We start from the raw sequence: 12,301 nt of genomic DNA on the forward strand, positions 1-12,301 counted from the left end.
CCCAACGGATGGCACAAAAACACTGGCGGAAATACGATCTCAACTTGTTGGTGACCTTTGTCACTTTAATGGAAACACGCAGCGTGACTGGGGCTGCACAGCGCCTATCTCTGGGTCAGTCAGCCATGAGCCATAGTTTGGCACGTCTGCGTACCATGCTTGACGATCCCCTTTTTGAGCGGCGTGGACACCAAATGGTACCCACTGCTCGCGCACTGGATATCGCCCCTAAAATTGAGGCGCTACTCGACACCCTCGCCACGGACGTGCTGACCCCGCCCGCTTTTGAGCCTGTCCTGTTTGATGGTCAGATCCGCCTTGGGCTCACCGACTACGCTGAGCTTATCTTCGCCCCTGCACTGTTCGACACCCTCAACCAGCAACTTCCTTTAGCACAACTTAGCTTGCGCCCGGTTGACCGTCGCCACTGTCTGGACGCGATTAAAAACGATGATGTCGACGCGGTGATCGGCGTGATCCCCGACAACACCGAGATTCTTGATAGTCAGGTATTATACCATGAGCAGCATGTGTGCTTATTTGATCCACACAGCACCGGGCTCGGCACACCCATCACCCTCGCCGATTTTGTCGCTACACCACATGCACTGGTTAGCACATATGGCCAGCTCTCCAGCCCGATAGATGCGCGTTTGGCAGCACTCGGCTATCATCGACAAGTGGTGATGGGATCGCAGCGGTTTCTCACGGTGAGGCAACTGCTCAAAGGGCGACAGCTGCTTTGTACCGTCCCAGAGCTTATGGCGCGATTAGATACCTTTAACGATGCTAACCATCTGGCATTCAGCCCTCCCCCTATTGATGTGCCAGGGTTTGATATTGGCTTGGCATGGCGACATCAAGCGAGCGGTCACCCCAAAATGCAGTGGCTCATTGATCAGATCACCACCATTGTCGACAAGCGCGTGGCTTCCCTAAAAACGTCATCAACCCTGTCTCACTCGCAAAAGGAAACCTAATGAACATCGTCTCTCTATCGACCCTTAATCCCGATTACGTGGCGCAACGGGTCAGTGAAACGTTCACGCATAGTGAGGGGGCCGACACCGGTGAAGTCATCCGACAACTGGTGGATAAGCTGCTCGGTGAAACGCCCAGTGAAGACTGTCATGGCTGGGGATACCTTGAGGGTGAGAGCTTAGTGGGCGCTGTCTTTTTCTCACGGCTGACCTACCCGCATACCGATAAGATAGCGCTGCTCTCTCCGATGGCTATCCACCCGGATTATCAGCGCCAAGGGCATGGAAAAGCATTAATCAACGCCGGGCTGCAACAGCTACGCACTTTGGGTTATCAGGCGGTGATGACCTACGGGGATCCTGCTTTCTACACCCAGCTAGGGTTTCGCGCTGCCGACCCTACCGAGATCGTGCCACCACATACATTAAGCTACCCACACGGTTGGCTGGCCCAGTCGCTTACTGACAGTGACTTGCCGGCATTAGGGTCCAAACCGTGCTGCGTCGATGCCTTCAACCAGGCGGATTTATGGTAAGGATAAAGTGAATGTTTTTTTTAGGCATTGTCATCACCGCGACATAAACCCACTTCACAATCGGTGCCGTTTTCACACCCCTACCGGGTGACGACCACCAACATGAGTAAGAAGAGGTTATGCGCGTTTTTAATCGCTACTCACCCAAGCTTGTCGCCAAACATGTCACACGCTTATTCTCAGGGCGCCTATATATCGCCGGACGCGGTCGGTTTGATTTTAATAATGGTTGGTTAAGCGCCCCCGATCACGCCACTATCTGTCACTACCAAACCGTGAAGGAAGTTAACGGTTTGATTCGAGATGTGTATCAAGAAGGGCTGCGAGAACCAGAACAAGCTTACTCGTTGTGGACCACTTACTGACTTGGCCGCACAATACAAACAGGGGCCCGTTGGATGGGCCCCTGTTTGTTATCGGGAGCAAAAAGACACGGATAGCACAGGTGCTACCCCCTGACCGTTTTAGTCTGCGTCTTGATCGCCTAACGTTTCTTCATAGCTTTGCGCATCAAGCAGGCTATCGATTTCAGACTCATCTGTCGCTTGAATCTGGAACAACCAACCATCACCGTAGGGATCGCTGTTAACCAGTTCAGGGGCACTGTCTAACTCTTCATTGACGGCCACGACCTGACCAGAGATGGGCGCATAGATATCTGACGCCGCCTTTACCGACTCTGCGACCGCACAATCGTCACCCGCATCAAAGGTGTCATCTTCATCAGGCAAATCGATAAACACCATGTCCCCTAACAGCGCCTGGGCGTGGTCAGAAATGCCAATGGTAAATAGGCCTTCCCCTTCAGGGCGAACCCACTCATGTGTCGCGGTAAATTTTAATTCAGATGGGATATCACTCATAGTCTTGTTCCTTGTTACACCCAATGACAACTCGCACCGTCAGTCGGTAAATTCAACATCATACTCACCATTCAACCGTTGCCTGCTCGGCGAGGGTCTTTGTGGTATTTAGCATATTCTCTATTTTTCGCCAATTCAGCCATCACGCAATCACCAAAAAGTCGCGCCTCGCTCACACGGCTTAGCCAGCTCGGGTAACGTCCCCACAAGGCCTAGCGCACGCGCCATAAATGGCTGCTTGGCGCCAGGCAAATGATTGACGGCGCGCATGCCCACGCCACGGACGAGCTTTTTGACCGGATTATCGCCCGCAAATAAACTTCGAAAGCCTTGCATCGCTGCAATCATCTGCGCCGCTTCCGCTTTGCGCCAACGTTCATACTGGCGCAAACCGGCATAATGCCCGATGTCTTTCCCTTTGTCGGCGAGTGAGGCCAATGTTTGCGCCAAGGCGGCCGCGTCGAGCATACCTAAATTCACCCCTTGCCCAGCCAAAGGGTGGATGGTGTGCGCCGCATCACCGACTAAAGCCAGGCGCTCCGCCGCAAAGTGTTGAGCATAACGCATGGTAAGCGGGTAGCTGGCGCGCGGCCCTACCACCTCACAAAGGCCAAGTTGCGCATCAAACGCAGCGGTTAGGGCGCGGTTAAAAGACGCTGATTCCATCGCGACATAATCCGTCGCTTGTTCTGGGGGGATAGACCAAACAATCGAGCACAGATGCGAGTCGGAAAGCGGTAAGAATGCAAGCGGCCCGTCCGGCGTAAACACTTGACGCGCAACGCCCCGGTGCGGCTCCACCGTGCGCACCGTCGCCACCACCGCATGATGGCCATAGTCGCGCTGTACCAAGGGGAAATGTGCTTGCTCACGCACCCAAGAGCGCGCCCCATCGGCCCCCACGACCAGTTTCGCCGTCACACCGCCCCCAGATGCGAGCTGTAACCAAGTTTCGCTCTCTCCTTGTAGCATGGATTGGCATTGCTCCGGCATCAACACAGTCACATTGTCCTGCTTTTGTACTTTATCGAGCAAAGCCAACTGAATCACACGGTTTTCAACAATATGGCCGAGGTTTTGCTGGCCAAACGCCTGCGCATCAAAGTGAATATCGGCAAAACTGTCTTTCTCCCACACCCGCATCTGCTGGTAACTGGCCGCGCGACGTGAGGCGATGCCCGGCCATACATCCAGGGTGCGCAGTATGTTCTCACTCGCTCGACTCAACGCAGAGACGCGGTTCTCTGGTATGTCGTTTAAGGTCGTTTCCGGCGCTTTACCTTCTATCACCACCACCCGTAAATCCGTGTCGGCAAGGGAGGCGGCGAGTGTCAGCCCCACCATGCCGCCACCGACAATGGCCACGTCGGCATTGATCATTTTCATCTCGGTTCTACCCATCCTATGGTGCGTTGCACAAGCGGTTGCTTCATACTCTCTAATGTTGACATCAGCCCTAACCCGGCATTACGTGCCCCCGCCAGAAGCGGACTATCATTGGAGAAGAGGTGAACCAACCCTGATGTCAATGCCACTGTGGCATCTCGGTCTGGTGTTCGTTGTTTGGCGTACGCCATCAATGTTGGCATTGCACCGATATCATCGCCACGCCTTGCCGCCTCCGTCAGCGTGTGCGCTAACGTCATTACATCTCGCAAGCCAAGGTTAAATCCTTGCCCGGCAATAGGGTGTAAGCTTTGTGCCGCATTACCCACCACGGCCACACGATGACTGACCGGACGAACCACTTGGTTAAGCGTCAATGGATACGCATGGCGCTCTCCAACATGCAGCAATTTGCCCAAACGCCAGCCAAACACCTGCTGCAGGCGCTGAAGAAAGGCGTCATCGCTGATTTGCATCAGCGCATCAGCTTGCTCTGCGGTGACACACCACACTAACGAACACCGTCCTTGCGACATGGGTAACAGCGCCACAGGGCCTGTTTGCGTGAAGCGCTCAAAGGCGTGTCCTTGATGAGGAAGTGCGGTCGAGACATTGGCAATCACCGCCACTTGGCCAAAATTGTGTTGCATGCGTGGCATTTTCAACTGCGCGCAACAAGACGAGCGCCCACCGTCAGCCGCAATAAGTAACGAAGCGGTCAGTGACTCCCCCTGTTTTAATCTCACCGTTACCGCCGCCGGCGTTCGCTCAATCGCCATCACGGCATCTGGGCAAAACACATCGATCGCCTCGCGGTGTTGTAACTTTTGGTGAAGCACCGCACCGGCATCCGCTAGTTCGATAACTTGGCCAAGATAAGGCACTCCCTGCGACTGTGCGTCAATATGGGTTTGTCCGGCGTGGCCACGATCAGACACATGAATGTGCTGAATCGGCGTGCCAAAAGGGGCGAGTGAGTCCCACAGCCCCAAGCTCGCAAAGGCTGCACAGCTGCCTTGTGCTAATGCGATACTGCGTGCATCGTAACCCGGGTGTTCGCGGTGATCGGGCACCATTGCCTCGACCACGGCAATACGCAGTGTGCCGCCACTCAATGTGTCTAAGGCCAATGCGGCAGTCGCACCGGCCATTGCGCCGCCTGCGATCACTATGTCATAGGCTTTCATCCCACTTTTACCTCACCCTGAGTCACTTAACGCCTCAATCTGAACGCGTCATTGAGATTAATGCAATGTTTTAGGCGTATCGTCACGGTCCGGACGCGCCCCAAGTTCTGCGTGCACCACCATGCTGCATACGCGTACATGCTCGACAACCTGCTCAAGTAATTCGGCTTGCTCTTGCATGTCGCCATCTTCATCGACACCCAGCTGCGCAACATCTTTGAGATCGCCCAATGCTTCTGTCACATCCTTAGATAAGGTACGCCCTTTGGTTCCGATCAGTCCCACCCCCGCTAAAAACGCGTTAATCCACTCCACCAGCGCTTCGGCACGGGCAACGACACCCGACTGCTCGTCGTCAGGGACATAAATATCTAAATCAAGATCACTGCCGGTAAGCTGCGCTTTTAGCTGATGATAGCTTTGCAAGGCAAGCGTCTTAGACTCTGTTGGCCACCCCATCCCTTGGTGGGTGTAATCATAAAGCATGGTTAACCAGCTACCATCTTCCAGCTCTAGTCCACCACTGAGCATGCCTGCGATTAAACCGTGCATCTCTGCAGGCGTCACCGCCAAACTGTCAGCCCTCAGTGTGTCTGCTGTTGTCGCATAAGCGGGTAAACGGGTATCAGTCACAATCTTGCCCCTTGCTGTGCCATCAAAATAAGAAGCACAGTCTAGCATTTCACACCATCAGGCTGAATCACCGCGATAAAAAACGGTATGATGCCCCACCACGCATGACTGATGACGCAAGACAGTGTATAAGTGCAGATGACGCCCTCACGATGACAAGGATCAACCCTGGCCGCGAGAAGCCGCTGGCGCAAGCGAGCCACCTCACATTTGTGTCTAAAAATGTGCGCGCTTGGTCGTGAAAAGGAGCAAACCTCACGACGCCTCTAGCGCTGCGCCCTAGGTACCGCTTTACCGAGACGCGATGTCGCTGTCATGTTTTGGTCAAATTCCCTGCACCAGTAGCAGAGATGATTTTCGATGTAGTGTATTCACCAGAATAATTGCTAGAATAGCGCCATATTATTGTGTACTGGGCCCTCGACAAATCGGGCCGGATGAGGAGCCAGCGTGGGACTATGAGCACACAACCGGTTGAAATCAAAATTCTAGATCGTCTTGTTCGCGTCAATTGCCCACCCGGGCAAGAGCAAGCGCTTAAAGATGCAGCAAGCGAGTTCGATCAACGGTTGCATCGGCTGGCTGAGCGCACTAAAGTAAGCAATACAGAGCAGCTAATTGCCATTGCCGCTCTCAATGTTTGCCACGAATTAAATGATGCCAAACAGTCGTTAGAGACATTGCAAGATCAGGTCACGCAACGGACCGCCCTGATGACGTCACAACTAGACAAAGCAATGGCAGCGCAAGGATCGCAAGAATAACCCAATTCCCTGGGGTGTTTGTCAGCGGATCTACGTCCCTGAGCCGATAAGCAAAACTAAGGGTGCGTTGTTATAGGCTACTGAGCAAGCTCGGCATGCACCGAGAAGCCTACGGCTTATACTACCCACCCGCCTTGAACCAGCGGGTTCAAGGGCCATCGATCCCAACGGCACCCCGGGGTCCTCTTCTCTACCCTTCGGCTAGCATCAAGGACAGTTATGCAGCCTAGACAACAAATACGACACGCTATTCGCGAAGCACGTCGTCAGCTTTCTCCAGAGCAACAAACGTTCGCCGCAGACGCGGTTGCCAAACGATTTACGGCGCTTGCTGATGTTGAGCAAGCCACGGACATCGCCCTGTATCTCTCATTTGATGGCGAGCTAGATACAACACCTGTCATTGAGGCGTGCTGGAAAGCGAACAAAAATGTCTACTTGCCCGTCATTCATCCCTTTAGCCGTGGTCACTTACTGTTTCTTCACTACACCCCGACCACCCCAATGCGGGTTAATGGTTATGGTATTGCCGAGCCGACACTCAATATCAATGCGTTAATCCCAACTGCAAAGCTGGACGTGATTGCGACGCCGCTGGTGGCGTTTGACGCAAAAGGACAACGCCTGGGCATGGGAGGCGGCTATTACGATCGCACGCTCGGCTTATGTGCCCCTGATGCGGTTGCGGTTGGGCTCGCTCATGAGTGCCAGCAATGGCCAGCGTTACCTACCGAACAGTGGGATGTGCCTTTGCCACATATTTTGACCCCCAGCCAACATTGGCAGTGGCCGACGCGTATTTCGCGACCTAAACCCTGACGCCATCTATTGGCTTCGCTATAATCACGCCCATTCCCCTAGATTCAGGAGTTATCATGACCCAAGACGAAAAGAAAAAAGCCACGGGCGAAGCCGCGGTGGAATATGTCAAGCCGGGCAGTATTATCGGCGTGGGAACCGGTTCTACCGTTAATTACTTTATTGATGCCCTTGCGCCCATTAAAGAGCACATCAAAGGCGCGGTCTCTAGTTCAGAAGCCTCCACCGAGCGACTAAAAGCGTTGGGCATTGAGGTACTCGATGCCAATGAAGTGGCAAGCTTAGACATCTATGTGGATGGTGCGGATGAAATTAACGCGCGTCATCATATGATTAAAGGCGGTGGTGCTGCCTTGACGCGTGAGAAAATCGTCGCGGCGATCGCAGATAAGTTTGTGTGTATTATCGACGACACCAAACATGTGGATGTACTGGGTGAGTTTCCACTTCCCGTTGAAGTGATCCCCATGGCACGCTCTTATGTCGCGCGTGAATTACTCAAACTAGGGGGCGACCCGTGTTACCGTCAAGGGGTGATCACGGACAATGGCAACGTGATCCTCGACGTACACAATATGAAAATCCAAGATCCCAAAGGATTAGAAGATGCCATCAATGCCATTCCTGGCGTCGTCACCGTTGGACTGTTTGCCAATCGCGGCGCAGATATTGTGTTAACCGGTACCGACACCGGTGTGAAAAAAGTAGCAAATTGAGTGCATAATACCGCAAATCAGAGGCTTATACGCGGTGGTGAGTAACCAGAAAAGCCAAACGTTTGCGTTAAGTGTAATCAATAAGTTAAAAGCACCTTTTTTAAGGTGCTTTTTTTATGGCCTAGAACGGATAATTCTTACCCCTTATGTGAATTTTTGTTATCTTGGTCACTGTTCTGATACCGGCACATCGCATGCCCAGCGGTCTTTTGACGTAAAAGATCAACCTAATGACCAGGTCAATCAACCGCATCTCCTCGTCGCCATCGTGCRCGGGAATAAGGTACGATGCGCCCCGGCACTCAGGCGCAACATTGCTACCATTATTGTTTCTAAGGAAGAGAACAGCCCGCATGTCACACTATTCACTGGACAAGAATAAAATCAAAATCCTATTACTCGAAGGCGTCCATCCCACTGCTGTTGAAGCCTTCAAGCAGGCCGGATACACCAACATCGAGTACCATAAAGGCTCACTCACCGGTGAGGATCTCGAAGAAGCTATCCAAGATGCACACTTTGTGGGACTACGCTCTCGCACCCAGTTAACGGAAGCCGTTTTTGCAAAAGCGAAAAAGTTGGTCGCGGTTGGCTGTTTTTGTATCGGCACCAATCAAGTGGACCTCGATGCGGCGGCCAAGCGCGGGATCCCCGTTTTTAACGCACCTTTCTCCAACACCCGCAGTGTCGCAGAGCTGGTTTTAGGTGAGATCCTACTGCTCCTGCGCGGGATCCCCGAAAAAAATGCCAAAGCGCATCGCGGTGAATGGCAAAAATCCGCTGATCGCTCCTTTGAGGCTCGCGGTAAGGTGCTCGGCATTATTGGCTATGGCCACATCGGCACCCAGCTAAGTATCTTGGCAGAAAACTTGGGGATGCGAGTGTATTACTACGATGTTGATAATAAGCTCTCGTTAGGGAACGCCATCCAAGTTAACTCGCTCACAGAGCTGCTTAATCGCAGTGATATTGTCTCGCTTCATGTCCCCGAGACGCCAAGCACGCAGAACATGATTGATGCTGAGGCCTTTGCCCGCATGAAACCAGGGGCGATCTTTATTAATGCCTCACGCGGTACGGTGGTCGATATCGATGCTTTATGCAGCGCGCTAGAAAGCAAGCATTTGGCTGGGGCGGCAATCGATGTTTTCCCCGTTGAGCCAAAAACCAATAAAGACGCATTTAGCTCTCCGCTACAAGCGTTTGATAATGCGTTACTCACACCACACATTGGTGGCTCAACCCAAGAAGCACAGGAAAACATCGGCCTGGAAGTAGCCGGTAAGCTGGTGAAGTATTCTGACAATGGCTCGACGCTGTCGTGCGTCAACTTCCCTGAAGTGTCATTGCCAGAACATCAAGGCCGCTCGCGCTTACTGCATATACACGCCAACCGACCTGGGGTGCTGACCAAAATCAACACCACCTTTGCCGACGAAGATGTCAACATCGCCGCACAGTACTTACAAACATCGTCGCAAATTGGTTATGTGGTGATTGATGTTGAAGACAGTGATCATGCCTACAAGGCACTGAAAAAGCTTAAAGCGATCGAAGGCACCATCCGCGCGCGGATATTGCACTGATTCGAGCCAGAAATGAAAAAAGCCCCTGTTGGGGCTTTTTCGAATTGTTCGCGTTTTATCACTGGCGCCGCTTATTGCTCGTCGCGCAGAAATACCAGCTCATTGCCTTTCGAGTCGGCTTCACTAAAGTAATAGCCTGCCACATTAAACGCTTTAATGTCCGCCACTGAGCTCGCGCGCTTATCAATCAAATACCGCGCCATCATGCCACGGGCTTTTTTGGCATAGAAGCTAATCACCTTATATTGACCGTTTTTATAATCTTTAAACACTGGGGTGATGATGTCGCCTTTAAGCACCTTCTTGTTGACCGCTTTAAAGTATTCATTGGAGGCAAGGTTGACTAATAGCTTACTGCCCTGTGCCGCCAAATCATCATTCAGTGCCTCTGTGATGATATCGCCCCAGAACTGATATAAGTTGTCGCCTCGTGGTGTCGACAACTTGGTCCCCATTTCCAACCGGTACGGTTGCATCAGATCGAGCGGCCGCAATAGCCCATACAAGCCTGATAACATACGAAAATGATCTTGTGCCCAATCAAAATCTTGCTCGGACATCGAATTGGCATCTAACCCTGTGTACACATCCCCTTTAAATGCAAGCGCCGCAGGTCGTGCATTATCTGGGGTAAAAGAAGGAGACCATTCAGAAAAACGCACAGCATTAAGACTGGCGATTTTATCACTGACTTTCATAAGCGAGGCAATGTCTGCCGGTGTAAGCTGACGGCAAACCTTAATCAACGCCTCTGAGTGTTCAGTAAGCTGAGGTTGAGTATAACGGTCTGTCGGCAATGGCGTTTCATAATCCAAGGTTTTTGCAGGAGAAACCACTATCAGCATGTTGCTCGCCCTTTTGTTATTTATCTTTTGCTAAGCCTATCATTCCCGCATAAAAAAACCACCGCCCGCCACCACACATCATGCGTATCAGTGACTAACGTTTGGGGAGCGGCCACGCCTTATCGTCAAGCTGACTGTGCAGCTCGGGAAAGCGGCGACTGTCGAACACAGGTACCCGCCCCAATGAGCGCTGAGTGTGATAGTCCTTTGCCAGCCGCTTGACGATGCCCGAAAGTAAAAAAATCGCAATCATGTTTACCAGCGCCATCATTCCCATAGACGCATCCGCGAGAGTCCAAACCAGCGGCAGTTCCGCCAGCGCCCCAAACATGACCATACCCAAGACTAAGGCACGGAAGTACGGCAATGCCGGACGACACCGATGATTGATAAACAACAGATTGGTTTCTGCATACGAATAATTGGCAATGATCGAGGTAAAAGCGAAAAAGAAAATGGCGACCGCCACAAACTGTTCGCCCCATTCCCCAACTTGTGCGCTTAACGCCCGCTGAGTCAACTCAACCCCCGTGATTTCGCCGCCGGGAATGTACTCACCTGATAGCAGAATAATCGCCACGGTAGCAGTGCAGATCACCAAGGTATCCACAAACACGCCAAGCATTTGCACGTAACCCTGAGAAACAGGATGAGGAGGATAAGGCGTCGCTGAAGCCGCCGCATTAGGCGCGGAGCCCATGCCTGCTTCGTTAGAGAATAATCCGCGTTTAATCCCCTGAATCATGCCTTGTGCCAAGGTGTAGCCCAAAGCGCCTGATGCCGCTTCGTGGAGACCGAATGCACTTTCTATGATCAAAGAAAATACCGCTGGCACTTTATCAAGATGGGTTAACACCACATACAAAGACAAGGACAAGTATAACAGCGCCATCACGGGCACAATCACTTCTGCCGTGCGCGCTATCTGACGTAATCCACCATAAATGATTAACCCGCTAACCAGCACCAACCCCGCGCCGACATAGGCCGGTGGCCATGAAAATGCCACTTGTGCCGCTTGTGAGATAGAGTTGGCTTGAACCGAATTAAACACTAGCCCAAATGCCAAAATCAGTAATAGGGAGAAGAGTACCCCCATCCAACGCATTCCTAGGCCATGTTCCATGTAATAGGCAGGACCACCGCGAAAATAGCCGTCCGGATCCCGTACCTTATACACTTGCGCCAGCGTACTCTCTGCAAAGGCCGTGGCCATGCCGAGAAATGCCATCAGCCACATCCAAAAGATTGCCCCCGGGCCACCTAATGACAGAGCGACCGCCACCCCGGCCATGTTGCCCGTCCCTACACGCGCGGCGAGCCCGGTACACAAGGCCTGGAAAGAGGAAATGCTGCTCCCCTCACGGCGTCGGCTATGACGCATGACAGAAAACATATGAGAAAAGTGACGAAACTGAATGCCGCCTAATTTTAAGGTAAAAAAGATCCCGCCACCGATGAGCACATAAATGAGCACCGACCCCCAAATCAGATCATTAATAAAAGTGAGTAGGCTCAATGGACTGTCCCTCGTCGTGATTAAGTAAGGATAATGATCAATGCGGCGCAATCTTCGCGTGAACCACCTTCTAGGTCAATTCAAACCCATCACGGCTGGGGCAACAGTCACTCATTTTAAAAATCAGTGATTGCGGTCTCATAAAAACTTCATCGGACTGCCACAAATGAGAAATACTTCAATTTTACGTTAGGGGTAGCTGTGGTATTTAAAATCTGACCGCAAGGTGAAAAAGAGGTGACTATGGAAAACATTGCCTTTAACGATCTGTTCGAGCAAGACAAGCCACAACGCAACGGACGCGCGAAACCAGTCAAACGTAAATGGAGAGAAATTGAAGCGCTGAAAGACAAACAGCGGCTAAAAAAAGAATTGGAAGAAATCGATATTTTTGGCGATTTCTCTCAACTGGACCTCGATTAACTCACCCTCAACATAGGATTGCTAAAAGGTGCTCACCGAGCACC

General features: G+C 52.1%; 14 protein-coding genes and 1 other RNA gene. 9 read left to right on the forward strand and 6 right to left on the reverse strand.

Annotated elements, in window-relative coordinates; genetic code table 11:
* Positions 1-8 precede the first annotated feature (8 nt).
* The 3 genes from BZG73_RS00670 to BZG73_RS00680 all read left to right on the forward strand — a co-directional run bounded on the left by BZG73_RS00670 (position 9) and on the right by BZG73_RS00680 (position 1,881).
* Positions 9-980: a LysR family transcriptional regulator gene (locus BZG73_RS00670; RefSeq protein ID WP_046074074.1), complete on the forward strand. Its 972-nt coding sequence runs from the start codon at positions 9-11 to the stop codon at positions 978-980.
* Entirely contained in the window at positions 980-1,516 is a 537-nt protein-coding gene (locus BZG73_RS00675; protein ID WP_046074073.1) for a GNAT family N-acetyltransferase, read from the forward strand. The genes BZG73_RS00670 and BZG73_RS00675 overlap by 1 nt, the downstream gene beginning before the upstream one ends.
* 119 nt (positions 1,517-1,635) lie before the next feature.
* Complete coding sequence (locus tag BZG73_RS00680) at positions 1,636-1,881, forward strand: DUF1107 domain-containing protein (RefSeq protein WP_077667328.1); 246 nt, start codon at positions 1,636-1,638, stop codon at positions 1,879-1,881.
* 99 nt (positions 1,882-1,980) lie between these two features.
* Here the strand turns inward: BZG73_RS00680 and gcvH are convergent, their stop codons facing one another.
* The 4 genes from gcvH to BZG73_RS00700 form a co-directional block, all read right to left on the reverse strand.
* Positions 1,981-2,370: a glycine cleavage system protein GcvH gene (gene gcvH, locus BZG73_RS00685; RefSeq protein WP_321166657.1), complete on the reverse strand. Its 390-nt coding sequence runs from the start codon at positions 2,368-2,370 to the stop codon at positions 1,981-1,983.
* Between the two features lie 159 nt (positions 2,371-2,529).
* Entirely contained in the window at positions 2,530-3,765 is a 1,236-nt protein-coding gene (locus tag BZG73_RS00690) for an FAD-dependent 2-octaprenylphenol hydroxylase (RefSeq protein WP_077606135.1), read from the reverse strand.
* Complete coding sequence (gene ubiH / locus BZG73_RS00695; protein ID WP_077667329.1) at positions 3,762-4,952, reverse strand: 2-octaprenyl-6-methoxyphenyl hydroxylase; 1,191 nt, start codon at positions 4,950-4,952, stop codon at positions 3,762-3,764. Before ubiH ends, BZG73_RS00690 begins: the two co-directional genes overlap by 4 nt.
* A 57-nt stretch (positions 4,953-5,009) precedes the next feature.
* On the reverse strand, positions 5,010-5,585 hold the full coding sequence (locus BZG73_RS00700; RefSeq protein ID WP_046074213.1) for a UPF0149 family protein: 576 nt from the start codon (positions 5,583-5,585) through the stop codon (positions 5,010-5,012).
* 458 nt (positions 5,586-6,043) lie between these two features.
* On the opposite strand from BZG73_RS00700, the gene zapA reads away from it, so the two are divergent.
* The 5 genes from zapA to serA all read left to right on the forward strand — a co-directional run bounded on the left by zapA (position 6,044) and on the right by serA (position 9,470).
* A complete protein-coding gene (gene zapA / locus BZG73_RS00705) occupies positions 6,044-6,349 on the forward strand; it encodes a cell division protein ZapA (protein WP_046074068.1) in 306 nt (101 codons plus the stop codon).
* Positions 6,350-6,352: 3 nt separating this feature from the next.
* A non-coding RNA gene (gene ssrS, locus BZG73_RS00710) (6S RNA) lies at positions 6,353-6,535 on the forward strand.
* A 33-nt stretch (positions 6,536-6,568) separates the two neighbouring features.
* The gene (locus tag BZG73_RS00715; RefSeq protein ID WP_077667330.1) at positions 6,569-7,168 is read left to right on the forward strand and encodes a 5-formyltetrahydrofolate cyclo-ligase; all 600 of its coding nucleotides are present in this window, start codon (positions 6,569-6,571) and stop codon (positions 7,166-7,168) included.
* A 56-nt stretch (positions 7,169-7,224) separates the two neighbouring features.
* The gene (rpiA, locus tag BZG73_RS00720) at positions 7,225-7,884 is read left to right on the forward strand and encodes a ribose-5-phosphate isomerase RpiA (RefSeq protein ID WP_046074066.1); all 660 of its coding nucleotides are present in this window, start codon (positions 7,225-7,227) and stop codon (positions 7,882-7,884) included.
* Between the two features lie 353 nt (positions 7,885-8,237).
* Positions 8,238-9,470, forward strand: a complete 1,233-nt coding sequence (gene serA / locus BZG73_RS00730; protein WP_077667332.1) for a phosphoglycerate dehydrogenase — start codon at positions 8,238-8,240, stop codon at positions 9,468-9,470.
* Positions 9,471-9,541: 71 nt separating this feature from the next.
* On the opposite strand, the gene yaaA is transcribed toward serA, so the two are convergent.
* Both yaaA and BZG73_RS00740 read right to left on the reverse strand, forming a co-directional pair.
* Positions 9,542-10,315: a peroxide stress protein YaaA gene (gene yaaA / locus BZG73_RS00735; RefSeq protein WP_077667333.1), complete on the reverse strand. Its 774-nt coding sequence runs from the start codon at positions 10,313-10,315 to the stop codon at positions 9,542-9,544.
* A gap of 94 nt (positions 10,316-10,409) precedes the next feature.
* Positions 10,410-11,834, reverse strand: a complete 1,425-nt coding sequence (locus tag BZG73_RS00740; RefSeq protein WP_077578952.1) for an alanine/glycine:cation symporter family protein — start codon at positions 11,832-11,834, stop codon at positions 10,410-10,412.
* A gap of 243 nt (positions 11,835-12,077) precedes the next feature.
* Between BZG73_RS00740 and BZG73_RS00745 the strand changes: the two genes are divergently transcribed.
* Positions 12,078-12,257 (forward strand): DUF3545 family protein, encoded by a 180-nt coding sequence (locus BZG73_RS00745; RefSeq protein ID WP_046074061.1) that lies wholly within the window; start codon positions 12,078-12,080, stop codon positions 12,255-12,257.
* Positions 12,258-12,301: the final 44 nt, after the last annotated feature.

The sequence above is a fragment of the Salinivibrio siamensis genome (genome assembly GCF_001996005.1).
GTDB lineage: Bacteria > Pseudomonadota > Gammaproteobacteria > Enterobacterales > Vibrionaceae > Salinivibrio > Salinivibrio siamensis.

What these genes read in the sequence shown, in the direction of transcription:
- BZG73_RS00670 (WP_046074074.1), top strand. Translation starts at nt 9, where the DNA reads ATGGCACAAAAACACTGGCGGAAATACGATCTCAACTTGTTGGTGACC.
- BZG73_RS00675 (WP_046074073.1), top strand. Translation starts at nt 980, where the DNA reads ATGAACATCGTCTCTCTATCGACCCTTAATCCCGATTACGTGGCGCAA.
- BZG73_RS00680 (WP_077667328.1), top strand. Translation starts at nt 1,636, where the DNA reads ATGCGCGTTTTTAATCGCTACTCACCCAAGCTTGTCGCCAAACATGTC.
- BZG73_RS00690 (WP_077606135.1), bottom strand. Translation starts at nt 3,765, where the DNA reads ATGAAAATGATCAATGCCGACGTGGCCATTGTCGGTGGCGGCATGGTG.
- ubiH (WP_077667329.1), bottom strand. Translation starts at nt 4,952, where the DNA reads ATGAAAGCCTATGACATAGTGATCGCAGGCGGCGCAATGGCCGGTGCG.
- zapA (WP_046074068.1), top strand. Translation starts at nt 6,044, where the DNA reads ATGAGCACACAACCGGTTGAAATCAAAATTCTAGATCGTCTTGTTCGC.
- BZG73_RS00715 (WP_077667330.1), top strand. Translation starts at nt 6,569, where the DNA reads ATGCAGCCTAGACAACAAATACGACACGCTATTCGCGAAGCACGTCGT.
- rpiA (WP_046074066.1), top strand. Translation starts at nt 7,225, where the DNA reads ATGACCCAAGACGAAAAGAAAAAAGCCACGGGCGAAGCCGCGGTGGAA.
- serA (WP_077667332.1), top strand. Translation starts at nt 8,238, where the DNA reads ATGTCACACTATTCACTGGACAAGAATAAAATCAAAATCCTATTACTC.
- yaaA (WP_077667333.1), bottom strand. Translation starts at nt 10,315, where the DNA reads ATGCTGATAGTGGTTTCTCCTGCAAAAACCTTGGATTATGAAACGCCA.
- BZG73_RS00745 (WP_046074061.1), top strand. Translation starts at nt 12,078, where the DNA reads ATGGAAAACATTGCCTTTAACGATCTGTTCGAGCAAGACAAGCCACAA.